This is a genomic window from Streptomyces sp. NPDC088400 (assembly GCF_044753355.1).
In the GTDB taxonomy this organism is placed as follows: domain Bacteria; phylum Actinomycetota; class Actinomycetes; order Streptomycetales; family Streptomycetaceae; genus Streptomyces.
Window position 1 is genome coordinate 265,287 of record NZ_JBIVMZ010000005.1, and the last position, 25,082, is coordinate 290,368.

A 25,082-nucleotide genomic window follows, 5' to 3' on the forward strand; every position below is an offset into this window, starting at 1 on the left:
GCCAGAACCACAACTCGTGTACAAAGCCAGAGGGGTACTGGCCGAGACCTCCTGTCACCGCCCTGATCGACGTCGCTTCGCCGGTTCGAGATGTCCGCGGACCTGTGCCTACGGTGCGCGCGATGAGCAGCGATTTCGAACAAGACTGGAGGCTCAGGTGAGCACGATTCCGGCAGGATCGGTGAGCGCGGGAGAGCTGCGGCGGCGGGTTCGTGCTGTCGAAGCGCTCCAGGCGAAGGTACGGGAGATGGCGGCGGCGAACGTCCTGACCACGCGCGAGGCCGCGGTGAAGGCGGCACGTGCGAAGGACGAAGCTGATATTGCGGCGCGGGAGGCCGCTGCGGTCGTCCTGCGGCTGTTCGACAACGACGCAGGCCTGGTCGCGGATCTGCTGGGTGTGCCGGCGGAGGAACTGGAACGTGAAGCGAAGCCTGTTACCGCCGCGCGCGCCAAGGAGGTGACCGAGTCCCTGCGCGCCCGAGCCGAACGCCCGCCACGCTCCCGTCGGGCCCCTCGGCCCCGGGCAGGGGCGTCGCCCCCGTCCCATCCGGCCTTCGACGCGCCGACCCCGGTCTCGCCACCGGACGACGGCCGTGCCGATGCCGCCTGAGAACGACTTCGGGCCCGGACTCTTCCCGCTCGCAGCGGTGAACGGATCCGGGCCCGCTCCCGTTGACGAACAACTTGCTCTCGTTGGTGAACCGACTCCCGTACGCATACCGGCGGTTGAGTGGGCTGATTGGTTGGCCAACGAGTCCGTTCGGGCCCGCTACTGGGCCAAGGTCTACCGCACCTCGTCAACCGAGGACTGCTGGTTCTTCCTCGGCGGGATCTCCAGCACCGGCCACGCCGGCTTCAGGGCCGCCTCGCGGCCGGGCAGGACGCGACGCGGCACTGTGCCGGGTCACCGGTACGGGTTCCAGCTGGCGCACGGCGTTATCCCTCGCCTCGGTTGGGGGACGGACAGCCCGACGGTCTGCCACACCTGCGACAACCACTCCTGCCAGCAGCCCGCTCACCTCCGACTGGGCACAGCGGCCGAGAACCGCGCCGAATGGCTGGCCCGCCGCCGCGATCCCGGCAGCCCCCTGGCCGACCTTCGCGGCCCAGCCGGCCGCTCCCGCGCCATCGGTGCCGCAACACGTGCCGGTCGCTCAGCGGGTGAGAACGAAGTTGGGATCAGCGTCACACCGAACTGGCTGCGGGGGATCGGCTCTGGGCCCGCGCCGGACCAAAGTATGTAGTGGAGCCCCCAATCATGGCTCCGATCATCCGGGCCACCACGGCGGCCCATGCGGCGTCCATATCCGTCCCCGGCCTCTGAGCCGACAGGCAGCCTTCCGCCTGCCCACCCGTGAGCACGACGGGTTGAACGGTATCGAATCCACCGCAGAGGCCATCCGCGTCTTGCAGAGCGCTACGAACCCACGCTATTCACCAGGTCGAGATACGGACTCTGCCCACATACGTCTCGGGCCTTCTCGCAGGCGCTCTCGAAAGCCAGTTGCACAGCCGCCTTATTGGTCCCTCGGGCGTACGCCTCCGTAGTGGCTGCCGGGCCCGGCCGGAACTCGGTGCGCATCTGTGCGGCCTTGTGGCTGTAGAGGTCGGTCTCGAACTCCCAGGCCCATCGGCTGGCCAAGGGCTGGGGCTCGTAGGACAGGCTGCCGTCCGGGCTGAAGGAGGCCACCTGGTGGTGGACGAACTGCCGGTCCGGCATCCGGGTCCAGACCTGTCCGCCGCCGGTCCACCGTTCGCGCACCTCCGGGCCGGCGGCTCTGATTCGGTTGGTGAGTTCTTCGGTCCAGCCCCGGGCTCGCAGTTCCGCGATCTTCCCTGCACGGTCGCCGTCCCATTGATCTGCGACGTCCTGGGCATGCCGGCGGTCGGCGAACGGTATCTCGCGGCCCGCCAGGGTGAGGACGAATACGGGGCCAACCGTCCCGCGAAGCTCCTCACCTTCGTCCATGTCCGTCCACGGGTCGGAGGCGACCGCGCTCCGCTGGTGCGGGACGGCGGTAGCGAGACCGGAGTGGAGCAGGAAGCCCGGCAGCGGTGCGGTCGGATCCATGGCCCATTCGACAGCGGCCATGACCTCGTCGTCCAGGGCGTCCAGGAGGTGACCGTACCGGTCCACGGTGGTGGTGATGGACTCGTGCCCCAGCCTGGCCTGGATGGCGGGCAGCGGCCTTCGCGGCGATCAGCCACGACGCGTGCGAGTGCCGGAGGTCGTGGATCCTGGGCCGCTTGATCAGGCCGTACTTCTCCGCCGCGAGTTCGATGGCGGGCTGCCATCGCAGGCGACGAAAGTTTCCTGCGTCCCATCGTCCGCCTTCGGGACTGGTGTAAAGAAGATCGTTCTGCTTGAGCCCCTTGGCCCGGCGCTGAAGCCTCTCCCACAGGCTCCACCTGATGACGACCGTCCGGCGGGACTTCTTGGACTTCGGGGCGCCCATGTACGGCTTCCCGTCCTCGCCCCGCTTCCACGCGCGCTGGACGCGGATCGCAGGGCGCCCGTTGCGACGTCGCATGTCACGGGGCTGGAGTGCAATGGCTTCGCCCCAGCGGAACCCGGTCTCCGTGATCAGTTCCGTCAGTTCTTGAGCCTCGGGGTCCACGCCGAGACACTCGTGGATCCACACCCACTCGTCCCGTTCGAGGAAGACTGCTTCTTCCTCGTCCTCCTCGCCATCCAGCCGGGGCAAGCGTGTCCTTGCGCACGGGTTGGATGCCCGGAGGGATGGCTCGGCATCGACGGCAGCCTGCAAGATAGCGGCCAGAAGCCCGTGCTGGTTGGCGATCGTCTTGGGCTTGTACGTGGTCCTCGCCTTCCGGCCAGGGGGTCCAGCGGCGCGGCACGGCCATTCTGAAGATCGTTGACCCAGTCCTGAACCATGTCCCGGATGATGCTGCCCTCGCCGTCCTCGACCGAGTACGGCTTGAACCAGGGCGACATGTTGTCGATCACAGCTTTTTGTACTTCGATCGAGTATCGCCCTGAATGCCGGTAAGCCGGTCGATGTGGGCCAGGGCGAAGGGCTCGAACATCGTGTCCGGCCTGCGCAGGTCGGACACGAACCCTCGCCCCCGCGCCCACCCGGGCGGCCACTGCTGACCGTGGCCGTTCACCAGGTCACGGAAGCGCTCGGCGGCCGTCTCGTCCTCGAAGACCTCGGACTCCTGCTTGCCACCACGGGCTCCGCCGGCCCTCCACATGACGGTGAAGCTCGCCGTTCCGTCGCGCTTGTCCCGTTTCCTGATGTACACCATGGGACGCACCGTAAATCAGACCGGTGCTGACACGGTGCTGACGTTTATGAACACAGAGAGGTCCCCTGACCTACGTTTCCGCAGGTCAGGGGACCTCTCAAGTCGTGGAGCCTAGGGGAGTCGAACCCCTGACATCTGCCATGCAAAGACAGCGCTCTACCAACTGAGCTAAGGCCCCGGGACGGGATGGGTACGGTCGAGCAGCGGAAAGCGGCTCGTCCATCACCGCGACCAGAGTACCGGGTGTACCCCGTGATCCCGCAAAACGATTGGGGCTCCCCGTGCGCGACCACTCTCCGTAAGATGCCCCACGAGGTTCGCAGCAGCGAAGCTGCCGCATTGGGGAAGCGATGGGGAGACGCGAATGGATGCAGTACAACAGGAATCGACCGCAAGAGCCAGAGAGCTTCAGCGGAGCTGGTACGGCGAGCCGCTGGGGGCGCTCTTCCGTCGTCTCATCGATGATCTGGGCCTGAACCAGGCCCGGCTCGCCGCGGTGCTGGGGCTCTCCGCACCGATGCTCTCTCAGCTGATGAGCGGTCAGCGTGCCAAGATCGGCAATCCCGCGGTGGTCCAGCGGGTCCAGGCCCTGCAGGATCTGGCGGGTCAGGTCGCCGACGGCAGTGTCAGCGCCGGGGAGGCCACGGACCGGATGACGGAGATCAAGAAGTCGCAGGGCGGCTCGGTTCTCACCGGCACCGCCCAGACGACGAACAGTTCGGGAGCGCCGACCGTGCGCAGGGTGGTTCGCGAGATCCAGTCCCTGCTGCGGTCGGTCGCCGGGGCCGGCGACATCATCGACGCGGCGGACACCCTCGCGGCGACCCAGCCCGAACTGGCAGAGTTCCTTAGGGTCTACGGCGCCGGGCGCACCGCGGAAGCGGTCGCGCATTACGAGGCCCACCAGAGCTAGTTCCTGTTTCCCGGATCATCGCGGACCCGCAGGGATCCGGGGCATCGGGATCTGCACGGGGGTTCTGGACGGGGGATCCGGAACAGCGGGGGCGCGGAAAGGCTGGGTACGGGGGCGGGCAGGCCTCCGTACGGGACGACTGGGAGCGAGCGCGGCGCAATGGGTGAGGTCTTCGCGGGGCGGTACGAGCTGATCGACCCGATCGGCCGCGGTGGTGCCGGCGCCGTCTGGCGCGCCTGGGACCACCGGCGCCGACGCTATGTGGCGGCGAAGGTCCTCCAACAGAGCGACGCGCACGCCTTGTTGCGGTTCGTCAGGGAACAGGCCCTGCGGATCGATCACCCGCATGTCCTCGCCCCGGCCAGCTGGGCCGCGGACGACGACAAGGTGCTGTTCACCATGGATCTGGTGAGCGGCGGATCGCTGGCGCATCTCATAGGCGACTACGGTCCACTGCCTCCCCGTTTCGTCTGCACCCTGCTCGACCAGCTGCTGTCCGGTCTGTCCGCGGTGCACGCGGAGGGGGTCGTGCACCGCGACATCAAACCGGCCAACATCCTGCTGGAGGCCACCGGAACGGCGCGTCCCCACCTCCGCCTGTCCGACTTCGGCATCTCGATGCGCAAGGGCGAGCCGCGTCTCACGGAGACCAACTACGTGGTGGGAACACCCGGTTACTTCGCGCCCGAGCAGATGATGGGCCACGAGCCCGACTTCCCCGCCGATCTCTTCGCGGTCGGTCTCGTCTCCCTCTATCTGCTCCAGGGCCAGAAGCCGGACGCCAAGGCCCTCGTCGAACACTTCGTCGCGCACGGCACCCCAGGAGCGCCTCAGGGCATCCCTGAGCCGCTGTGGCAGGTCCTGGCGGGCCTGTTGCAGCCCGACCCGCACGCTCGGTTCCGTACGGCCACAGGAGCCCGCAAGGCGCTCACGTCGGCCGTGGAGCTGCTTCCCGAGCCGGATATCGACGACGAGCCGGTCGAGGTCTTCGACCAGATCGGCCCGCTGCCTTCCGCGTTCGGCCCGTCCGGCCCCGCGACTCCCGCCGGCCCCGTGACTCCCCCAGGTTCCGCGACTCCCACCGACCCGGCCGGCCCCACCGGCCCCGTCGTGGATCCACAGCCGGTCCGCCACCCCTCCGCCCCGTACACCGACCCGCGCCTGGCACAGCGGACCGGTGGCGAGGCATCCGTGCAGGAACCCTCCGGCGCCTCCATGTCGGAGACCGGCAGCTTCCACCTCCCCCCACCTCCGAGCACGCAACCGGCCCCTCAGCAGCTGCCGGCCGCCGCCCTTCCGCACCCGCCGCGACCGGCACCCCCCGTCCAGACGTCCCCTGTCCAGACGTCCTCTGTCCAGACGTCCTCTGTCCAGACGTCCCCTGTCCAGACGTCCCCTGTCCAGACACCTCCCGTCCAGACGCCCACGCCCCTGTCGCAGGCCCAGACATCGGCCGTCCTCCACGAACAGGCCCTCACCCGTCCGTACACCGCACAGAGCCCGCAGCACGTTCCGGCCGCGCGGACACCGGCCCACCACGCCCCGCGCACACGTCCGGGACCGCCCCCGAAGGTGACGGTCCCGGTTCTGCTGCTCGCACTGGCCTGTTTCGCGGTGGGCTTCTGGGCGCTGACCCAGATCTGAGACCCGCCCGGCGCGACTACCGGGCGGGGGGCGGCCCGTACCCCTGCGCCTGCTGATTCTGCTGCGGCGGCCGCCCCGAAAAGCCTCCGGGGCCAGGGCCAGGGCCAGGACCGAACTCAGAACCAGGCGCAGGCCCAAGCCCCTGCCCCGCCCCCTGAGTGACCCCGCGCCGCCGCGCCAGCAGCGTCCACACCCCGAGCCCCACCACCAGCACCGTGCCCGCGCCGATCCCGCCCGCCGCGACCACCACCATCGTGTCGTTCTTCGGCCCGTCCGCGGCCACGTCCCGGTCGTCGTCCGTCACGGCGAAATCGCCGGCGGGCCCGTCGTACCCCGGACCGCTCGTCGCCTGCCCCTTGACGTCCACCCGCAGCGTCAGCCCGTACGGCTTCTCGCCGAACTTCTCGCCCACCTCGGGATTGAGAGCGACCTTCAGGTAGTACCAGCCCGCGAACCGCATGTCCTTGTCACCCGTGCGGGAGCCGAAACGGTTCTCGTACGCCACCGGTGGCAGCGGATCGAGCGCCGTCGTCTTCTGCTTCCCGTCGTACGCGGCCGAGTTGGCGCTGTCGACGAACCCCCGCGCCGGGTTGTACAGGGATACGGCGAGCGCCCCGCTCACAAAGCCCTCTCCCCCCGAACTGCCCAGGTCCGCGCTCGCGAAGAGCTGCCGCCCCCAGTCCACCGGCACCTTGTAGAAGAGCGACTCCCCCGGCTCGATCTTCGCCGTCCACTCGCCGTCGGTCACCGCCGCCGCGTCGTAGAAACTCGTGCCGCCCTCGCGCGCCCGCGGCTGGCCGCCGACCGGCGCGGGGGAGGCGCTGGGCCACTCCGACGGCGCCTCCGAGGGGCCGGATCCGGCCTTTTCGAGCCCCGGCTCGGAGACATGACGGATCTCCAGGTCCCAGGATTCGGAGTCGGCGGTTTCCTCGTCGGTCCGCTCGACGACGAGGAAGTACGGTCCCGCTTCCTGGCAGGAGTACGCGCCCTCCTCGATGGTCCGGTACGCATAGGCCGCGAGCGGCTGCGAGAACTTCCCGACCGTGCCGAACCGCGCGTCGTTGGAGCTGCAGTCACTGCCCTCGCGGTCCTGCAGGGAGACCGAGATCCGGTCCCCGTAGTCGGTCCCGGTGCCCAACTCGGGTACTGCCACCGCCGAAAGATAGGCGTTCGTCTTCGCGTCGAGATCCAGCCGGTAGATCCGTGTGCCGCCGGGCCGGATCGCGTCGCGGTAGGTGGCGCCGGCATCGAGCGGCCGCGCGTCGCTCGTGGTCGCCGCTCCGGTGACCGGCCGCGCCTCGGGATCGAAGACGTACGGGTTGGGCTCACCGGCCGCCCACGCCTGCCCAGGCAGCGCCGCCACCGCGCAGATCGCCGCCACGCACGCCGTCACCCGTCGCCTGCCACGTCGTACGTTGACGCGCCGTACGTTGACGTGCGGCGCTTTCACGCGCTGCCACTTCACGCGCTTCCCCTTGCCGTCTCGGCCGTCTCGGCCCTCGTGCGCCGCGGCGGTCGCGGTGCCGGTCCATCCTGCCCCGGCGGCACCGTCGCTGTCTGCGCCGTCCTCCGGATCCCCGCCACCCCGCCATGCCCCCTGCCCGTCGCGAACTCAGACATGGCCTGAATTACCCGCCGTCCATCGCTTTTGCTCCAGCAAGCCACCGCTTTGCGTAAGCGAATTCAAACGCTCCGCGACATCCCCGGACAGCACGAAGCCCCGGCCGCTCGGCGGCCGGGGCTCGCATTTCAGGGCTACTGGGACTCACACACCCGAACCTGCGGGCACGGAGTCGGTCGCCTCCGTCCACAGATCCTGCTCGGCGCGATCCGCCTGGATCTGGCGGTACACGAGGAGCCCGCCGATGGCGGCCAGTGCGACCAAGAGAAGCTTCTTCACCGCGCGACCTCGTCTTTCCTTGACGTAGGGGACTTCTGGGGCCCGACTATACACACCGACCGATACCGATCGGTGACCTCCCCGCGGCCCAACTGCCGTCGCGATCAAGGGAGAAAGAGCAGCTGATAGGAAGAGCCACTTAGATGACACTTAGGCGATCCGCTTGGACGATCCCTGAAACGCCGTCCTACCTATGCGCGTATGCGCGCGACCCCTCATGCAATCGGCCCGTACGGATGCACTCCGTACGGGCCGATCATCGCGGTGGGGCTAACAGGATTTGAACCTGTGGCCTCATCCTTATCAGGGATGCGCTCTAACCAACTGAGCTATAGCCCCGCGCTGCCCCTGAAGATTAGCGCACTTCAGGGCCAGTCCCAAAATCGATACCGCGCTCTCACTCGTCCTCGGCGAGCGTGAGCTCGACACCGCCCACGAAGCCCGCCGACAGGTTGTAGATGAAGGCTCCGAGCGTCGCCAGAGCCGTCGCCAGGACCACATCGATCACGGCGATGACCGACGTGAAGACGAGCACCCTCGGCAGCGACAGGAACGACTGGAGATCGAAGCCGTTGCTCTCGTTCGAGCCCGTGGCCTCACTGATCGTCCCGCCGACCGTCGAGAAGACACCCATCGCGTCCATGACCATCCACAGCACCGCGGACGCGACGATGGTGCACACGCCCAGCGCGATGGAGAGCAGGAAGCTGACCTTCATCACCGACCACGGATCGGCCTTCGCCACCCGCAGTCGCGCCTTGCGGGTACGCGGAGTCGTCCGCGCGCCCGTGCGCGGCAGACGTACCGCGGCGCCCGCCGGAGCCGGCTGGGCCGAGGCCTCGGCCGGCCCTGCTGTCCCCGGAGCCTTGGCCCCAGGAGCGGTGGTGGATCCGGCCGTTGTCACAGAAGCTCCCTTTTGACCCTGCTGTCCGCCCCGCGTTCCGCCACCCTGAGGCGTGGGATACGCCTGCGGCGGGTGGTACGGCTGCGCGGCCGGCTGTGGCTGTGCCTGCGGCTGTTCAGCGCCGTACTTCTTGTAGGGGGGCTGCTGCCCCCGGGTATCGGTCACCGTTACCCCCTGGGAGTCCGTGGCAGGGCCACGGGCACCGTTCGCTCCGGAAGCGGCCGATCCGGCGCCCGTGGCTCCACTCACGATCTACTCCTCGTGCTCCCCTGCCGAGGGCTGAGTGCCCTCGGCAACCTCGGCCGTACCGGCCTCGTCGATCGCCGGGTCATCGGTCCCGTCGACCTCTTCCGCCTCACGGCCCGCCTCGGCGTTACGAGCGATACCGACCACGGCATCGCGCTTGCCCAGGTTGATCAGTTGGACGCCCATGGTGTCACGCCCGGTCTCCCTGACTTCGTTGACTCGCGTGCGAATCACACCACCGCCGAGGGTGATGGCCAGAATCTCATCCGTCTCCTCGACCACCAACGCGCCGACGAGGGAACCGCGGTCCTCCACGATCTTCGCCGCCTTGATACCGAGGCCTCCACGACCCTGGACGCGATAATCATCGACCGCGGTTCGCTTCGCGTATCCACCATCTGTGGCGGTGAAGACGAACGTACCGGGCCGGACGACATTCATCGAGAGCAGTTCGTCTCCCTCTCGGAAACTCATGCCCTTGACACCCGAGGTGGCCCGCCCCATCGGACGCAGCGCGTCGTCCGTCGCGGTGAACCGGATCGACTGCGCCTTCCTGCTGATGAGCAGCAGGTCGTCCTCGGACGACACCAGCTCGGCGCCGATCAGCTCGTCGTCGGCGCCCGCGTCCGTCTCCCGGAGGTTGATCGCGATGACACCGCCCGAACGCGGCGAGTCGTAGTCCTTGAGCGGGGTCTTCTTCACCAGACCGGCCTTGGTCGCCAGGACCAGGTACGGCACGGCGTCGTAATCCCGGATCGCCAGGATCTCGGCGATCTGCTCATCCGGCTGGAAGGCGAGCAGGTTGGCCACGTGCTGACCACGCGCCTCGCGGCCCACGTCCGGCAGCTCGTACGCCTTCGCCCGGTAGACCCGGCCCTTGTTCGTGAAGAACAGCAGCCAGTGGTGCGTCGTCGAGACGAAGAAGTGGTCGACGATGTCGTCTTCCTTGAGCTTCGTGCCCCGTACGCCCTTGCCGCCGCGCTTCTGCGAGCGGTAGTCGTCCGTCTTCGTACGCTTCACATAGCCGCCACGGGTGATCGTGACGACGATGTCCTCCTCGGCGATCAAGTCCTCCATGGACATGTCACCGTCGAAGGGGACCAGCTTCGAACGCCGGTCGTCCCCGAACTTGTCGACGAGAACGGCCAGTTCCTCGCTGACGATCTGACGCTGCTTCTCGGGCGAGGCCAGGATCGCGTTGTACTCGTTGATCTTCTGCTGGAGATCGTCGTGCTCCGCGACGATCTTCTGCCGCTCCAGGGCCGCCAGCCGGCGCAGCTGCATCTCCAGGATCGCGTTCGCCTGGATCTCGTCGATCGAGAGCAGCCCCATCAGGCCCTCGCGCGCGGTCTCGACCGTGTCGCTGCGCCGGATCAGCGCGATGACCTCGTCGATCGCGTCGAGCGCCTTGAGCAGACCGCGCAGGATGTGCGCCCGCTCCTCGGCCTTGCGCAGCCGGAACTTCGTGCGCCGGACGATGACCTCGATCTGGTGCGTCACCCAGTGCCGGATGAACGCGTCCAGCGACAGCGTGCGCGGCACGCCGTCGACCAGCGCCAGCATGTTCGCGCCGAAGTTGGACTGGAGGTCGGTGTGCTTGTACAGGTTGTTCAGTACGACCTTGGCGACCGCGTCCCGCTTCAGGACGACCACCAGCCGCTGGCCCGTACGGGAGGACGTCTCGTCGCGGACATCCGCGATGCCGCCGACCCTTCCGTCCTTGACCAGATCCGCGATCTTCTGAGCGAGGTTGTCCGGGTTGGTCTGGTACGGAAGCTCCGTGACCACCAGGCACTGGCGGTTCTGGATCTCCTCGACCTCGACCACCGCGCGCATCGTGATCGAGCCACGGCCCGTGCGGTACGCCTCCTCGATGCCCTTACGGCCCACGACCAGCGCGCCGCTCGGGAAGTCGGGACCCTTGATCCGCTCGATCAGCGCGTCGAGCAGCTCGTCGTGGCTGGCCTCCGGGTGGTCCAGCGCCCACTGGGCACCGGCCGCCACCTCGCGCAGGTTGTGCGGGGGGATGTTGGTGGCCATACCGACGGCGATACCCGCCGAGCCGTTGATCAGAAGATTCGGGAAGCGCGCCGGCAGGACCGTCGGCTCCTGGTTACGGCCGTCGTAGTTGTCCGCGAAGTCGACGGTCTCCTCGTCGATGTCCCGGAGCATCTCCATCGACAGCGGCATCATCTTGCACTCGGTGTACCGCATGGCCGCGGCCGGGTCGTTGCCCGGAGAACCGAAGTTGCCGTTGGAGTCCACCAGCGGCATCCGCATCGACCACGGCTGCGCGAGGCGGACCAGGGCGTCGTAGATCGAGGAGTCGCCGTGCGGGTGGTACGTACCCATGACGTCACCGACGACGCGGGCGCACTTGTAGAAGCCCTTCTCGGGCCGGTATCCGCCGTCGTACATCGCGTACAGCACGCGCCGGTGGACGGGCTTGAGCCCGTCCCGTACGTCCGGCAGCGCACGCGACACGATGACGGACATCGCGTAGTCGAGGTACGAGCGCTGCATCTCCGTCTCGAGCCCGACCGGCTCGACACGCATCGCCAGGCCCTCCACGCCCTCGACGGTCTCCTCCACGACGGGCGAGCCAGGAGTGCCGGGGACGCCGGAGTTCTCGGGGATGCTGGGGTTGTCGGGTGTGTCAGGGGTGTTCTCGTCGGCCATTGCTGGTCAGTGTTCCTTTCGGCCTTTTCGAATCCGTCAGCTGAGACCGACTCAGATGTCGAGGAAGCGGACGTCCTTGGCATTGCGCTGGATGAAGGACCGCCGTGCCTCGACGTCCTCGCCCATCAGCACCGAGAACAGGTCGTCGGCCTGGGCGGCGTCGTCCAGGGTGACCTGGCCGAGCACCCGGTGGTCGACGTCCATCGTGGTGACCCGCAGCTCCTCGGCGTTCATCTCGCCCAGACCCTTGAAGCGCTGGATCGAGTCCTCACGGATGCGCTTGCCGTTCTGCTTGCCCAGCTCGACCAGGGCGTCGCGCTCCGCGTCGGAGTACGCGTACTCGAAGTCGTCGCGGCCCCACTTGATCTTGTAGAGCGGCGGGCGGGACAGGTAGACGTGTCCGGCCTCGACCAGCGGGCGCATGAAGCGGAACAGGAACGTCAGCAGCAGGGTGTTGATGTGCTGGCCGTCGACGTCGGCGTCCGCCATCAGAATGATCTTGTGATAGCGGAGCTTCTCGATGTCGAAGTCCTCGTGCACGCCGGTGCCGAACGCCGAGATCAGCGCCTGCACCTCGGTGTTCTGGAGGATCTTGTCGATCCGCGCCTTCTCGACGTTCAGGATCTTGCCCCGGATCGGCAGGATGGCCTGGTACATCGGGTTACGTCCCGACTTCGCGGAACCGCCGGCGGAGTCACCCTCGACGATGAAGATCTCGCACTTCGAGGGGTCGTTCGACTGGCAGTCGCTCAGCTTGCCCGGCAGGGACGCGCTCTCCAGCAGCCCCTTGCGGCGGGTGAGGTCGCGCGCCTTACGGGCCGCGACCCGGGCCGTGGCGGCCTGGATCGCCTTGCGGATGATGTCCGCGGCCTCGTTCGGATTGCGGTCGAACCAGTCCGTCAGGTGCTCGTGGACGATCTTCTGTACGAAGGTCTTCGCCTCGGTGTTGCCCAGCTTCGTCTTCGTCTGGCCCTCGAACTGCGGCTCGCCCAGCTTCACCGAGATGATCGCGGTCAGACCCTCGCGGATGTCCTCGCCGGCGAGGTTGTCGTCCTTCTCCCGCAGGAACTTCTTCTCGCGCGCGTAGCGGTTGACCAGCCCGGTCATCGCCGCGCGGAAACCCTCCTCGTGCGTACCGCCCTCATGCGTGTGGATCGTGTTCGCGAACGAGTACACGCCCTCGCTGTACTGCGAGTTCCACTGCATCGCGATCTCGACCGAGAGCATCCGCTCCTTGTCCTCGGCCTCGATGTCGATGACCGTGGGGTGGATCAGCTCGCCCTTGCGGGAGTTGAGGTACTTCACGAAGTCGACGATGCCGCCCTCGTAGAAGTACGTCACCGTACGGGCCGGCGCCTCGGCCAGGCTCTCGGTGGTGTCCGTACCCGCGACATCGGCGCCGACGACGGCCTTCGCCGACTCGCGCTCGTCGGTCAGCGTCAGGGTCAGGCCCTTGTTGAGGAAGGCCATCTCCTGGAAACGCCGGGACAGCGTCTCGAAGGAGTACTCGGTCGTCTCGAAGATGTCGGAGTCGGCCCAGAACGTCACGGTCGTGCCGGAGTCGTCCGTCTCCTCGTTGCGGAGGAGCGGCGCTGTCGGCACGCCGAGCTTGTAGTCCTGCGTCCAGCGGTAGCCGTCACACTTGACCTCGACCGCGACCTTCGACGACAGCGCGTTGACGACGGATACGCCCACGCCGTGCAGACCGCCGGAGACGGCGTACCCGCCGCCGCCGAACTTGCCGCCCGCGTGCAGCACGGTCATCACGACCTCGACGGCCGGCTTGTTCTCGGAGGGAACGATGCCCACCGGGATACCGCGGCCGTTGTCGACCACACGGACCCCGCCGTCGGCGAGGATCGTGACGTCGATGGTGTCCGCGTGCCCGGCCAGAGCCTCGTCGACCGAGTTGTCGACGACCTCGTACACCAAGTGATGCAGGCCGCGCTCACCTGTGGAGCCGATGTACATGCCGGGCCGCTTGCGGACCGCGTCCAGGCCCTCGAGCACAGTGATGGCACTGGCGTCGTACGAGGCGGTCACCTCGCCGTGCTCACCAGTGGCGATGGACGGAGTCTTCTCATTGGGGTTGCCGGAATCGGCCACGAAGCGCCCTTTCTGGCACAGCACAGGCCGTTCTCCGAGCAAGCGGGACCGGCTGCGTCGTTCGGCTATGTGTCAGCATCTGTTGACGGTTCCCGCAAGCACAGCGGGATTTGCCACCAGTCTACCGGTAGCGCCGACCCGAATGGGGGTTTGCCGGTACCTGAGTCCGCATGTGCCGCCCTGAATGAGCGCCTGCCGACTCCCCATATTCGGGAAGGGGCTCCAAGAGGCTCACACCGGCATTGAGCGCTTCGGGCTGTCAACCTGCCGCTACGGTGAGGGACGCTTCACTCTTCCCCGGTATCGCCGCAGGTCACAGCGCTGTCGATGAGGCTCGGGACAAGGGGTCGGGGAGCGGCTCGGTCAGGGCCGAGGGGGAGGTTGCGATGCCTCGGTCGCGGGGCCCGGATCCAGGGGCGAGGCCGCGGTCCGGGGCACGAGTCGGGAATCGGTCTTCGTCGAGGCTGCCGGCCAGGACGGCGGCCTCAACGAAGGCCAGGACGGCGGCCTCGAACCCGTTTGCCGAGGGGGCGCCGAGCCGTGCACCGGAGGGGCGCGTCCACAGGGGCGTCAAGGGGAGCATCGCCCCCTCATCCGTACGTGTCGCCGGGCCCCTTGCTGCCGGGCGCCCGCAGCCGGCCGAACCGCTGCGGTGGCCCACCGGGCCCCAGCACCTTGATCATCCGTACGGTGCCGTGCCCGAGGTCCTCGTTCAGCCGGGCCACCAGCCGGGGGGCCAGCAGCCGCAGCTGTGTCGCCCACGCCGTCGAATCGCACTGCACCGTCAGAACACGCTCGTCGTTCCCGTCGTCGTACCGCTGCGGCACACAGTGCTTCGCCACGTCCTCGCCGACGATCTGCGGCCACCGGCCCATCACTCCGCCCACGGCGGCCGGCGTCTCCCAGCCCCGCTCCGTGATCAGCCGGTTGATCGCAGCCCCCAGCGGCAACGGATCGCGTCCGTCCACCCCGGATCCCGAGCGCAGGCCGCCACCGCGCCTGGCCTGCTTCTTCTGCTGGGCGGCCGCGCCACGCGCCCGCGCCTGCTCCTTCGCCGCGCGCAACGCGACCCGTGCCAGGTCCACACCCGACGACTCGGGGGGCTTCGGCGCCTCGGGACCCTCGGACGCGCCGGAGGCCCGGGACACCCCGGGAAGTTCGGCGGGCGGCTGCGCGGCCGACGCGCGTACGCCGGACCGGTCGGACCGCGCCGACTGTCCTGTCTCCGGCCCTCCCCGGCCGCTCATACGCGCTCCACAGCGCCGTCGGCCACCAGGAACCGCGCCCCCGCCAGCACAGTCGGTACATCGTCGTCCACCGCCGCCGTCACCAGCACCTGCTCGCCCGGAGCCACCAGCTCCGCGAGCCGCTGCCGCCGCCGCGTGTCCAGCTCGGCGAAGACGTCGTCCAGTACGAGCACCGGCTCATTGCCCTCGGCGCGGAGCAGGTCGTACGAGGCGAGCCGCAGCGCCAGCGCGTAGGACCAGGACTCGCCGTGGCTGGCGTACCCCTTCGCGGGCAGCCGGCCCAGATTGAGCACCAGGTCGTCGCGGTGCGGACCGACCAGCGTGACGCCCCGCTCGATCTCCTGCTTGCGTACACCGGCGAGGGCCGCCAGCAGCCGCTCGTACAGCTCGTCGCGAGGACGAGCGGCCACGGCGGCCGGCGCCGAGTCGGGGCCGGGGCCGGGACCAGCGGAAGTCCCGGCTGCGGAAAGGTCGACTACGGAGTCGGGGGAGGCGGAGTCGAGGGCGGCGGAACGGTACTCCAGTGCCACCGGACCGCCACCGGGCGCCAGTTGCTCGTACGCCTTGTCCGTCAGCGGCTGCAAGGTCGCGATCAGATCGATCCGCTGCGCCAGCAGCTCCGACCCCGCGCGCGCCAGATGCTGATCCCAGACATCCAACGTCGACAGGTCCATGCCGCGCCCGCCGTGCCGCCGTGCCATCGCCGCCGACTTCAGCAGGGTGTTGCGCTGCCTGAGCACCCGGTCGTAGTCCGACCGCACCCCCGCCATACGGGGCGACCGCGCCGTGATCAGCTCGTCGAGAAAGCGCCGGCGCTCGCCCGGATCGCCCTTCACCAGCGCCAGGTCCTCCGGCGCGAACAGCACGGTTCGTACGATGCCCAGCACGTCACGCGGTTTGACCTGCGAGGACCGGTTGATCCGCGCCCGGTTCGCCCGGCCCGGGTTGAGTTCGAGCTCGACCAGCTGGGAGCGCTCGCCCTGAGTGACCGCCGCCCGGATCACCGCGCGCTCCGCGCCCATCCGCACCAGCGGCGCGTCCGACGACACCCGGTGACTGCCGAGGGTTGCCAGATAACCGACCGCCTCGACCAGATTGGTCTTCCCCTGCCCGTTCGCCCCCACGAACGCGGTGACGCCCGGTTCGAGCGGGACCTCGATCCGGGCGTAGGACCGGAAGTCGGCCAGCGACAGATGCGTGACATGCATGGGTGACGCCGGCCTTCCCCGGTTGAACGTTCCGCCTCCCGCGCGCGTGCGGGAGCCTTCCTACTGCTGGGGCCTACTTCATGGGCTTGTTCGACTCGACCGCGTGGCCGCCGAACTGATTGCGCAGCGCGGAGACCATCTTCATCTGCGGCGAGTCGTCCTGCCGGGACGCGAAGCGCGCGAACAGGGACGCGGTGATCGCGGGCAGCGGCACCGCGTGGTTGACGGCCGCCTCGACCGTCCAGCGGCCCTCGCCGGAGTCCTCCGCGTAGCCCCGCAGCTGCTCCAGGTGCTCGTCACCGTCCAGCGCGTTGACCGCCAGGTCCAGCAGCCAGGAGCGGATGACCGTGCCCTCCTGCCAGGAGCGGAAGACCTCGCGGACGTCGGTGACCGAGTCGACCTTCTCCAGCAGCTCCCAGCCCTCGGCATAGGCCTGCATCATGGCGTACTCGATGCCGTTGTGGACCATCTTGGCGAAGTGGCCCGCGCCGACCTTGCCCGCGTGTACGGAGCCGAACTCGCCCTCGGGCTTGAGCGCGTCGAAGATCGGCTGTGCCTTCTCGACATGCTCCGGCGTGCCGCCGTACATCAGCGCATAGCCGTTCTCGAGGCCCCAGACACCGCCGGAGACGCCGCAGTCGACAAAGCCGATGCCCTTGATGCCCAGCTCCACCGCGTGCTTCTCGTCGTCCGTCCAGCGGGAGTTCCCGCCGTCCACCACCACATCGCCCGGGGAGAGCAGCTCCGCCAGCTCGTCGATGGTGGCCTGCGTCGCGGCACCGGCCGGAACCATCACCCAGACCACGCGCGGGCCCTTGAGCTTGCCCACCAGCTCCTGAAGGCTGTGCACATCGGCGAGGTCGGGATTGCGGTCGTAACCGATGACGGTGTGGCCCGCGCGGCGGATGCGCTCGCGCATGTTGCCGCCCATCTTGCCGAGACCGATGAGACCGAGCTCCATCAGGCGTTTCCTTAAGCGTTGTGGCGATTCGTACCCAGGCCCGAGCCTACGCCCGGACCTGGACACTCACCTGTGGGGTCAGCCGCTCAGGCGTACCGGCATGATCAGGTACTTGTACGCCTCGTCCGCCTCCGCGTCGACGGCCGGCCGGCCGCTGAGCAGCGCCGGCTTCGTGGACGTCGTGAAGGAGAGCTGAGCGACCGGCGAGTCGATCGCGCTCAGGCCGTCCAGCAGGAAGGTCGGGTTGAAGGCGATCGAGATGTCGTCGCCGTCGAGCTGCGCGTCGACCCGCTCCACAGCCTGTGCGTCGTCGCTGGAGCCCGCCTCCAGGATCAGCACGCCCTGCTCGAAGCTGAGCCGCACCGGGGTGTTCCGCTCGGCGACCAGGGCCACACGCTTGACGGCCTCGACGAACGGGGCGGTCTCGATGACCGCTACCGAGTTGAACTCGGTGGGGAACAGCGTGCGGTACTTCGGCAGATCGCCTTCGAGCAGCCGCGTGGTGGTGCGCCGTCCCGCGCCCTCGAAACCGATCAGCCCCTCGCCGGCACCCGCGCCGGAGAGCGCCAGGGTGACCGTGTCCCCACTGGTGAGCGCCTTGGCGGTGTCCAGCAGCGTCTTGGCCGGGACCAGAGCGACCGCGGAGATGTCAGGGGCTTCCGGCTTCCAGAGGAACTCACGGACCGCGAAGCGGTAACGGTCGGTCGAGGCCAGGGTGACCGTGTCGCCCTCGATCTCGATCCGTACGCCGGTGAGCACCGGCAGCGTGTCGTCGCGGCCTGCGGCGATGGCGACCTGGGAGGCGGCCGAGGCGAAGACCTCACCGGGGACCGTGCCCGTCGCCGTCGGCATCTGCGGCAGCGCGGGGTACTCGTCCACGGGAAGGGTGTGGAGCGTGAACCGCGAGGAACCGCAGACCACGGTCGCCCGTACACCGTCTGTGGAAATCTCGACAGGGCGGTTGGGCAGAGCCCGGCAGATGTCGGCGAGGAGCCGGCCGGAGACGAGGACGGTGCCGTCCTCCTCCACCTCCGCGTCCACCGAGACGCGCGCCGACACCTCGTAGTCGAAGCTGGAGAAACTGAGTGCGCCGTCCTCCGCCTTCAGCAGAAGGCCCGCAAGCACGGGCGCGGGCGGACGGGCCGGGAGGCTACGGGCCACCCAGGCCACCGCCTCCGCGAGTACATCGCGCTCCACCCGGATCTTCACCGGAACCGCCTCCTGCTGTTGCTGGCTCGCCCTGCTGGCCTTCGTCGTCGGCTGTGATGCCGGGGACCAGTCTGACGCACGGCACCGACAGTCGGTGCGGCTGCGGGTCAAGTCGCTGTCACAGGTGCTGAAGGCTCCGGGGCCGAGTTGTGCACAGGGCCTTCTTCGAAGCGGATTCCTCGTTAACTCTGAGTGGGAGTAGTAGTAGGGCCTGTGGAAACCGTGGATAACGCCATCCATGCAGGTCAGACCCGTTTTTTTGTCCACCGACCCTGTGGGCGGCAGCCGTGGACAACCGGGTCGTTCTGTGGACGGGCGAAAGTTCTGCACACCCGATGCACAGGACACAGGTACTTCTCCCCAGCGCTGTCCCCAGCTTTACCCACGTTCCCCACAGCCCAACCGACCTCCTTGGTGTGACGCCTTTCACTCGACTCAGCGACGCCGGGCGTTTCGTTGCCGAACAGTGGACAGGGCTGTGGAGAAGCTGTGGGCAAGGGAGGCCTGCCTGTGGGCCGCCGGTGGACAACGAAGCGGGCTGCCTGTGGAAGACTTTTTCGTCCACAGGCTGTGGAGCGGCGTCAGCCACAATTCCACAGGGACCTGACCTGGTTGGATGATCTTCCGGAGGGGTCGGCTGTGGACACGATCTGGACAACTTCCCCATCCCCAGGCTGTGGACGGAAGTTTTCTCCCCGATCTGTGGAGAAGCCCTCCGCATGGCGCCGTATTCGAACAGCGGGGGCGGGAAGCGACACGCCGACGCGATCGCGCGGGGGCCCGTGGACCACCCGTAGACCACCCGCGGACCACCCTCAGAGCGCCGAACCGGACGTGCGGACCGTCGGTTCGAGGCCTCCGGCAGGATCGTCCGGAGGGTCGCGGGACGGCAAAGGGCGCCCCGGGACCGTGAGTCGGACGGTGGTCCCGGAGCGCCCTCGGCAGAGGCCGTGCGCAGGCTGTGTCAGCCGTTCTTGATGCGGTTGGTCAGCTCGGTGACCTGGTTGTAGATGGAGCGCCGCTCGGCCATCAGCGCGCGGATCTTCCGGTCCGCGTGCATCACGGTCGTATGGTCGCGGCCGCCGAACTGCGCACCGATCTTGGGCAGGGAGAGATCGGTCAGCTCGCGGCACAGGTACATCGCGATCTGCCGCGCAGTCACCAGCACCCGGCTCCGCGAAGAGCCGCAGAGGTCCTCCACCGTCAGACCGAAGTAGTCGGCGGTCGCCGCCATGATGGCGCTCGCGGTGATCTCGGGGGCGGCGTCCTCACCGCCCGGGATCAGATCCTTGAGCACGATCTCGGTGAGACCGAGATCCACCGGCTGCCGGTTCAGGCTCGCGAACGCGGTGACCCGGATCAGCGCGCCCTCCAGCTCGCGGATGTTGCGGGAGATCCGCGAGGCGATGAACTCCAGCACCTCGGGCGGGGCGTTCAGCTGCTCCTGTACCGCCTTCTTACGGAGGATCGCGATACGGGTCTCCAGCTCCGGCGGCTGGACATCGGTGGTCAGTCCCCACTCGAAGCGGTTGCGCAGCCGGTCCTCCAGGGTGATCAGCTGCTTGGGCGGCCGGTCCGAGGACAGCACGATCTGCTTGTTGGCGTTGTGGAGCGTATTGAAGGTGTGGAAGAACTCCTCCTGGGTCGACTCCTTGCTCGCCAGGAACTGGATGTCGTCGACCAGGAGGATGTCGACATCGCGGTAACGCTTGCGGAAGGTGTCGCCCTTGCCGTCCCGGATCGAGTTGATGAACTCGTTCGTGAACTCCTCCGAGCTCACGTACCGCACCCGCGTACCCGGGTAGAGGCTGCGCGCGTAGTGCCCGATGGCATGGAGCAGGTGCGTCTTGCCGAGCCCGGACTCCCCGTAGATGAAGAGCGGGTTGTACGCCTTGGCCGGCGCCTCGGCGACGGCGACCGCTGCCGCGTGCGCGAACCGGTTGGACGCGCCGATGACAAAGGTGTCGAAGAGGTACTTGGGGTTGAGCCGGGCATGCGGCTCGCCGGGGCCCGGCGCGGGGGCGGGCTGGGCACCCAGCGGCCCCGGGGCCCCGCCGCGCGTCCCGGTGCGGCCGACGCTGTGCGCCCCGCCGTGCCGGGGTGGCTGGGGGGCCTGGAGATCATGCCGGTCATGCCGGTCGGGATGCTGATCGTACGGGGAGTGCTCGGGGCCCTGGGGCTGCCGGTAGTCGTGCTGAGGCTGTTGCGGGCGGGCGGTGGCGTACGGGTCGCGCTCCTGGTAACCGCCGAGCCGGTGCTGCTGCCAGGACAGGTCCTCCTGGGTGCGCGGCCAGGCGCCGGGGTCGGGGCGCTGCTGCTGGTAGTCCGGGTAGGCGGGCCGTACCGACGGCATGCCGTCGTCCGACGGCCGGCGGCCGTAGCCGTCGTATGTATCGCTCTGCCGCGGTTCGTCGTGCTGCGGGCCCTGGTAGCGGTGCTGCTGGGGCAGCGGCGGGGCCGGCGGCGTGGGTTCGCCGGCGGAGTCGTCGACGGTGATGGCGATCCGGATGGGCCGGCCGCATTCATGGCTCAGGGTCTCGCTGATGAGTGGGGCGAGGCGGCCTTCGAGAACCCGCTTGCCCCACTCGTTCGGGACGGCCAGCAGTGCGGTGTCGGCGACCAGGGCGAGCGGCTGGCAGCGTTCGATCCACTGCTTGTCCTTGGGCTCTACGCCCTGCTGGCCCTCCCTGAGGAGCTGCTCCAGCACTCGTGGCCACACTGCGGCAAGATCGGCAGGTACATCAGCCACAAGGCACGCTCTCTCGCAGGTCCCACGAATGTGTGGTTCTCGGGACGGGGTGGGAAGACCGGCAGGAAATGAGCCGGAGTCCGGCCACGGTAGTCAGGCGGCCCACGCGGTTCAAGTTGTTGTCCACAGCCTGTGCACAATGGAGTCCGGCACAGAGCTGGTTTGACCGGATGGCGTAGCCGCGCGTACCGTGACCAGGTCGAGTTGTCGATGGCTGCTGCCGCCTGCCTCCGATGGGCAAAGATCACGATCTGTGGTTGTGAAGCGGTGCGCTCGGGCGTGATCGCGAGCTTCTCGTGGGCGCACGGTGACAGCCAGGCGATGTCCCGCCATCACACACATCATTTTCTGGAGCCCCCGAGTGAGCAAGCGCACCTTCCAGCCGAACAACCGTCGTCGCGCCAAGACCCACGGGTTCAGGCTGCGCATGCGTACCCGTGCCGGCCGCGCGATTCTCGCGACCCGCCGTGGCAAGGGTCGCGCCCGTCTGTCCGCCTGATCGCCTGAACGCCAACAGGTCATGACGTGCTGCCTACCGAGAATCGGCTGAGGCGGCGCGAAGATTTCGCGACCGCGGTACGCCGAGGACGCCGGGCCGGACGCCCGCTTCTCGTCGTCCATCTACGCAGCGGTGCAACGGACCCGCACGCGCCTGGGGAGAGCGCTTCCCCGACGCGTGCGGGTTTCGTCGTAAGCAAAGCCGTGGGTGGAGCTGTCGTACGCAACCTGGTGAAGCGCCGACTTCGCCACCTGATACGCGAACGACTGTCCTCGCTGCCCCCCGGTAGCCTGGTTGTCGTACGGGCGCTGCCCGGAGCGGGCGACGCCGACCATGCACAGCTGGCCCGAGACCTGGACGCCGCTCTTCGGCGGCTGCTGGGAGGGGGCGTGCGATGAAATATCCGCTGCTTGCCCTGATCAAGTTGTACCAGTGGACGATCAGCCCGCTTCTCGGGCCTGTCTGCCGGTACTACCCGTCGTGTTCGCACTACGGATATACGGCCATCGACCGGCATGGCGCGGTGAAAGGCACGGCGCTGACCGCTTGGCGCATTCTGCGCTGCAATCCGTGGTCGCCGGGCGGCGTGGACCATGTCCCGCCGCGCAGACGTCCTCGCTGGCATGAACTGCTGCGCAATGCGTGGCGCGGCAGAAAGGGCGGGCACTCCGCTGCCGGCGTGCCTTCCGGGGGACCGGCCCCCGACACCCCCAGCTCGGCCGCAGAGACCTCGCCCAATGCTCAAGGAGCCTGATTAGTGGACACGATTGCCAGTTTCTTCAGTTTTATCACCACACCTGTTTCATGGGTCATCGTCCAGTTCCACTCGCTGTACGGGATGATTTTCGGCCCCGACACGGGCTGGGCCTGGGGACTGTCCATCGTGTCCCTGGTGGTGCTGATCCGGATCTGCCTGATCCCGCTTTTCGTGAAGCAGATCAAGTCGACCCGGAACATGCAGGTGCTCCAGCCCAAGATGAAGGCGATCCAGGAGCGCTACAAGAACGACAAGCAGCGACAGTCCGAAGAGATGATGAAGCTGTACAAGGAGACGGGCACCAACCCGCTCTCCTCGTGTCTTCCCATCCTGGCGCAGTCGCCGTTCTTCTTCGCCCTGTACCACGTGCTCTCCAGCATCGCCAGCGGCAACACCATCGGCGTCATCAACCAGGGGCTGCTCGACAGCGCGCGGCAGGCGCACATCTTCGGTGCCCCGCTGGCCGCGAAGTTCCTGGACAGCAGTGACAAGGTGGCGTCCCTGAACGCCACGCTGACCGACGTGCGCATCGTCACCGCGATCATGATCGTCATGATGTCGGCGTCGCAGTTCTACACGCAGCGCCAGCTGATGACCAAGAACGTCGACCTGACGGTCAAGACGCCGTACATGCAGCAGCAGAAGATGCTGATGTACATCTTCCCGCTGATCTTCGCCGTCACGGGTGTCAACTTCCCCGTGGGTGTGCTCGTCTACTGGCTGACCACCAACGTGTGGACCATGGGCCAGCAGATGTACGTGATCAGCCAGAACCCCACGCCGGGCAGCAAGGCGCAGGACCAGTACCTCCAGCGTCTGCTGAAGAGCATCACCTCGCACACCGAGGTGCGGTCCCGTCGCAAGCGCGGCATCGTCCAGGCGATCGTGGCCAAGGGGCCCGACCGTAATGACAACGAGCGCAAGTTCATCACGGGCCTGGCGAAGGTGGGCCTGGCCGCGCAGGCCGACGGCACGGTGCTCAAGAGCGACACCGCGGCCGCCGAGGCCGAGTCCGGCAACGCGGCGAAGCGGCAGCAGCCGAAGCGCCAGACCAAGGCGAAGCGGCAGGCCGCCGCTACCCACCCGGGAGCGGACAAGCCGGCGCAGGCCCAGGACTCCGAGGCCGCCGGTGAGGTGGCGAAGACCTCGTTGCAGAAGAAGGACGAGTCGGAGGACACCCCGTCCAACCCGTCGGGCAAGCCCGCCGCCGGTTCCGCACGCCAAGCCAAGTCGGGGCAGCGTAAGGGCCAGCAGCGGCCCAAGCACCCGTCCAAGAAGTAAGAAGGAGTCCATCCGTGACGGAAGGCACCATCTCCGCCGCCGAGTCCGCCGTTGAGGGGAGCGACACCCTGACCCGCCTGGAGCAGGAAGGGGAGATCGCGGCCGACTACCTCGAGGGCCTGCTCGATATCGCTGATCTCGACGGTGATATCGACATGGACGTCGAGGCCGACCGGGCCGCGGTCTCGATCATCAGTGACTCGAGCGGCCGGGATCTGCAGAAGCTTGTGGGACATGACGGTGAGGTGCTGGAGGCGCTTCAGGAGCTGACACGGCTCGCTGTGCACCGGGAGACCGGGGACCGTAGTCGGCTGATGCTGGACATCGGGGGCTTCCGCGCCAAGAAGCGCACCGAGCTGGCCGAGTTGGGTGCCAAGGCCGCGGACGAGGTGAAGTCCACCGGTGAGCCGGTGAAGCTGAACCCCATGACACCCTTCGAGCGCAAGGTCGTGCATGACGCGGTCGCGGCCGCCGGTCTGCGCAGTGAGTCCGAGGGCGAAGAGCCGCAGCGCTTCGTCGTGGTGCTCCCTGCCTGAGTGGTCCTTTGCTTTTCGGCCCCGTCTGTTACGCAGGCGGGGCCGAACTTTGTCAGCCTGATAGTTCAGCCACCAGTCGGTGGATCGGTATGGAAGGACGGTTCCCGTGACGGAGGCAGCAGAGCTTCCCCCCGCACCGGAAGAGGCACACACTGTTTTCGGTGAGTTCTTTCCGGAAGCTGTCCGCTACGGGGAGCTGTTGGCGGACGCTGGGGTCAAGCGTGGACTGATCGGCCCACGTGAGGTGCCGCGGCTGTGGGAGCGGCACCTGCTGAACTGCGCGGTACTCTCCGAGGTCGTGCCCGAGGGCGTCATGGTCTGCGATGTGGGCTCGGGTGCGGGGCTTCCCGGAATCCCGCTGGCGCTGGTACGGCCGGACCTGAAGATCACGCTGCTGGAGCCCCTGCTGCGACGCACGAACTTTCTCCAGGAAGTGGTCGAGCTGCTGGGCCTGGACCATGTGACGGTCGTGCGTGGCCGGGCCGAGGAGGTCCTCGGCACCTTGCAACCGGTACATGTGGTGACAGCCCGCGCGGTGGCTCCGCTGGATCGCCTGGCCGGCTGGGGGGTGCCGCTGTTGCGCCCGTACGGCGAGATGCTGGCACTCAAGGGCGACACCGCCGAGGAGGAGATCCAGGGCGCCCGTGCGGCGCTCGGCAAGCTCGGTGTGGTGGACACCTCGGTGCTGCATGTCGGGGAAGGCATCGTCGACCCGTTGGCCACTGTGGTGCGGGTGGAGGTCGGGGAGAGCCCCGGCGGTGTGAGGTTCGCTACGAAGAAGGCCAAGGCCGCCCGTGTGAGGCGTCGCCGTTGAGCCGTACAGTTCACACTGCCTATCAGTGATGCTCCATACAAGCTGCCATACCCATGCATTGCGGAGTGTCGTGACGGTCTAGCTCTGCGGCGAGTGCATCGTGTTTCACGTGAAACGTCGCTCACTGCTGCAGGGAATCATCAGCCGTGGCCGCGCGGC

21 protein-coding genes, 2 tRNA genes and 1 pseudogene are annotated in these 25,082 nt (G+C 68.1%); 9 read left to right on the forward strand and 15 right to left on the reverse strand.

What is annotated here, in order from left to right; translation table 11 throughout:
- Positions 1-157 precede the first annotated feature (157 nt).
- On the forward strand, positions 158-610 hold the full coding sequence (locus tag ACIQD6_RS15300) for a hypothetical protein (RefSeq protein ID WP_401882305.1): 453 nt from the start codon (positions 158-160) through the stop codon (positions 608-610).
- Positions 611-1,417: 807 nt separating this feature from the next.
- Here ACIQD6_RS15300 and ACIQD6_RS15305 read toward each other — a convergent pair.
- The 4 genes and pseudogenes from ACIQD6_RS15305 to ACIQD6_RS15320 all read right to left on the reverse strand — a co-directional run bounded on the left by ACIQD6_RS15305 (position 1,418) and on the right by ACIQD6_RS15320 (position 3,448).
- The gene (locus ACIQD6_RS15305) at positions 1,418-2,137 is read right to left on the reverse strand and encodes a hypothetical protein (protein ID WP_401882921.1); all 720 of its coding nucleotides are present in this window, start codon (positions 2,135-2,137) and stop codon (positions 1,418-1,420) included.
- Positions 2,138-2,246: 109 nt separating this feature from the next.
- Positions 2,247-2,642 (reverse strand): annotated as a pseudogene (locus ACIQD6_RS15310) (site-specific integrase); the annotation flags it as partial.
- Between the two features lie 322 nt (positions 2,643-2,964).
- Positions 2,965-3,270, reverse strand: coding sequence for a hypothetical protein (locus tag ACIQD6_RS15315; RefSeq protein WP_401882307.1), 306 nt, complete (start codon positions 3,268-3,270; stop codon positions 2,965-2,967).
- A 105-nt stretch (positions 3,271-3,375) separates the two neighbouring features.
- Positions 3,376-3,448: transfer RNA gene (locus tag ACIQD6_RS15320), tRNA-Ala, on the reverse strand.
- Positions 3,449-3,634: 186 nt separating this feature from the next.
- Between ACIQD6_RS15320 and ACIQD6_RS15325 the strand changes: the two genes are divergently transcribed.
- Positions 3,635-4,183 carry a helix-turn-helix domain-containing protein gene (locus ACIQD6_RS15325; protein ID WP_401882310.1) on the forward strand — a complete coding sequence of 183 codons (549 nt, stop codon included), beginning with the start codon at positions 3,635-3,637 and terminating at the stop codon, positions 4,181-4,183.
- A gap of 159 nt (positions 4,184-4,342) precedes the next feature.
- Positions 4,343-5,827 (forward strand): protein kinase, encoded by a 1,485-nt coding sequence (locus tag ACIQD6_RS15330; protein ID WP_401882312.1) that lies wholly within the window; start codon positions 4,343-4,345, stop codon positions 5,825-5,827.
- 16 nt (positions 5,828-5,843) lie between these two features.
- Here ACIQD6_RS15330 and ACIQD6_RS15335 read toward each other — a convergent pair whose 3' ends face one another.
- From ACIQD6_RS15335 to dnaA, 11 genes are all read right to left on the reverse strand, one after another.
- A complete protein-coding gene (locus ACIQD6_RS15335; RefSeq protein WP_401882315.1) occupies positions 5,844-7,292 on the reverse strand; it encodes a hypothetical protein in 1,449 nt (482 codons plus the stop codon).
- A 300-nt stretch (positions 7,293-7,592) separates the two neighbouring features.
- Positions 7,593-7,727, reverse strand: coding sequence for a DLW-39 family protein (locus ACIQD6_RS15340; protein ID WP_003958712.1), 135 nt, complete (start codon positions 7,725-7,727; stop codon positions 7,593-7,595).
- 265 nt (positions 7,728-7,992) lie between these two features.
- Positions 7,993-8,066: transfer RNA gene (locus ACIQD6_RS15345), tRNA-Ile, on the reverse strand.
- 58 nt (positions 8,067-8,124) lie between these two features.
- Entirely contained in the window at positions 8,125-8,796 is a 672-nt protein-coding gene (locus ACIQD6_RS15350; protein ID WP_401882318.1) for a DUF3566 domain-containing protein, read from the reverse strand.
- A gap of 87 nt (positions 8,797-8,883) precedes the next feature.
- On the reverse strand, positions 8,884-11,556 hold the full coding sequence (gene gyrA / locus ACIQD6_RS15355) for a DNA gyrase subunit A (protein ID WP_401882320.1): 2,673 nt from the start codon (positions 11,554-11,556) through the stop codon (positions 8,884-8,886).
- A gap of 51 nt (positions 11,557-11,607) precedes the next feature.
- A complete protein-coding gene (gene gyrB / locus ACIQD6_RS15360; protein ID WP_401882322.1) occupies positions 11,608-13,686 on the reverse strand; it encodes a DNA topoisomerase (ATP-hydrolyzing) subunit B in 2,079 nt (692 codons plus the stop codon).
- A 566-nt stretch (positions 13,687-14,252) separates the two neighbouring features.
- Positions 14,253-14,909, reverse strand: a complete 657-nt coding sequence (locus tag ACIQD6_RS15365; RefSeq protein WP_401882325.1) for a DUF721 domain-containing protein — start codon at positions 14,907-14,909, stop codon at positions 14,253-14,255.
- The gene (gene recF, locus ACIQD6_RS15370; protein ID WP_401882328.1) at positions 14,906-16,117 is read right to left on the reverse strand and encodes a DNA replication/repair protein RecF; all 1,212 of its coding nucleotides are present in this window, start codon (positions 16,115-16,117) and stop codon (positions 14,906-14,908) included. The genes ACIQD6_RS15365 and recF overlap by 4 nt, the downstream gene beginning before the upstream one ends.
- Positions 16,118-16,190: 73 nt before the next feature.
- Positions 16,191-17,078, reverse strand: a complete 888-nt coding sequence (gene gnd / locus ACIQD6_RS15375; RefSeq protein ID WP_401882331.1) for a phosphogluconate dehydrogenase (NAD(+)-dependent, decarboxylating) — start codon at positions 17,076-17,078, stop codon at positions 16,191-16,193.
- A 78-nt stretch (positions 17,079-17,156) separates the two neighbouring features.
- The gene (dnaN, locus tag ACIQD6_RS15380; RefSeq protein ID WP_401882334.1) at positions 17,157-18,287 is read right to left on the reverse strand and encodes a DNA polymerase III subunit beta; all 1,131 of its coding nucleotides are present in this window, start codon (positions 18,285-18,287) and stop codon (positions 17,157-17,159) included.
- Between the two features lie 964 nt (positions 18,288-19,251).
- Positions 19,252-21,036 (reverse strand): chromosomal replication initiator protein DnaA, encoded by a 1,785-nt coding sequence (gene dnaA / locus ACIQD6_RS15385; RefSeq protein ID WP_401882336.1) that lies wholly within the window; start codon positions 21,034-21,036, stop codon positions 19,252-19,254.
- 361 nt (positions 21,037-21,397) lie between these two features.
- Here dnaA and rpmH point away from each other — a divergent pair, with 361 nt between their 5' ends.
- The 6 genes from rpmH to rsmG all read left to right on the forward strand — a co-directional run bounded on the left by rpmH (position 21,398) and on the right by rsmG (position 24,923).
- Entirely contained in the window at positions 21,398-21,535 is a 138-nt protein-coding gene (gene rpmH / locus ACIQD6_RS15390; RefSeq protein ID WP_030354375.1) for a 50S ribosomal protein L34, read from the forward strand.
- A 26-nt stretch (positions 21,536-21,561) separates the two neighbouring features.
- On the forward strand, positions 21,562-21,933 hold the full coding sequence (rnpA, locus tag ACIQD6_RS15395; RefSeq protein ID WP_401882339.1) for a ribonuclease P protein component: 372 nt from the start codon (positions 21,562-21,564) through the stop codon (positions 21,931-21,933).
- Entirely contained in the window at positions 21,930-22,289 is a 360-nt protein-coding gene (gene yidD, locus ACIQD6_RS15400; protein ID WP_401882342.1) for a membrane protein insertion efficiency factor YidD, read from the forward strand. The genes rnpA and yidD overlap by 4 nt, the downstream gene beginning before the upstream one ends.
- A gap of 3 nt (positions 22,290-22,292) precedes the next feature.
- Entirely contained in the window at positions 22,293-23,573 is a 1,281-nt protein-coding gene (gene yidC, locus ACIQD6_RS15405; protein WP_401882344.1) for a membrane protein insertase YidC, read from the forward strand.
- 14 nt (positions 23,574-23,587) lie between these two features.
- The gene (locus ACIQD6_RS15410) at positions 23,588-24,109 is read left to right on the forward strand and encodes a protein jag (protein WP_401882347.1); all 522 of its coding nucleotides are present in this window, start codon (positions 23,588-23,590) and stop codon (positions 24,107-24,109) included.
- Between the two features lie 106 nt (positions 24,110-24,215).
- On the forward strand, positions 24,216-24,923 hold the full coding sequence (rsmG, locus tag ACIQD6_RS15415; protein ID WP_401882350.1) for a 16S rRNA (guanine(527)-N(7))-methyltransferase RsmG: 708 nt from the start codon (positions 24,216-24,218) through the stop codon (positions 24,921-24,923).
- Positions 24,924-25,082: the final 159 nt, after the last annotated feature.

What these genes read in the sequence shown, in the direction of transcription:
- recF (WP_401882328.1), bottom strand. Translation starts at nt 16,117, where the DNA reads ATGCATGTCACGCATCTGTCGCTGGCCGACTTCCGGTCCTACGCCCGG.
- ACIQD6_RS15330 (WP_401882312.1), top strand. Translation starts at nt 4,343, where the DNA reads ATGGGTGAGGTCTTCGCGGGGCGGTACGAGCTGATCGACCCGATCGGC.
- gnd (WP_401882331.1), bottom strand. Translation starts at nt 17,078, where the DNA reads ATGGAGCTCGGTCTCATCGGTCTCGGCAAGATGGGCGGCAACATGCGC.
- ACIQD6_RS15365 (WP_401882325.1), bottom strand. Translation starts at nt 14,909, where the DNA reads ATGAGCGGCCGGGGAGGGCCGGAGACAGGACAGTCGGCGCGGTCCGAC.
- ACIQD6_RS15315 (WP_401882307.1), bottom strand. Translation starts at nt 3,270, where the DNA reads ATGGTGTACATCAGGAAACGGGACAAGCGCGACGGAACGGCGAGCTTC.
- gyrA (WP_401882320.1), bottom strand. Translation starts at nt 11,556, where the DNA reads ATGGCCGACGAGAACACCCCTGACACACCCGACAACCCCAGCATCCCC.
- ACIQD6_RS15325 (WP_401882310.1), top strand. Translation starts at nt 3,635, where the DNA reads ATGGATGCAGTACAACAGGAATCGACCGCAAGAGCCAGAGAGCTTCAG.
- yidD (WP_401882342.1), top strand. Translation starts at nt 21,930, where the DNA reads ATGAAATATCCGCTGCTTGCCCTGATCAAGTTGTACCAGTGGACGATC.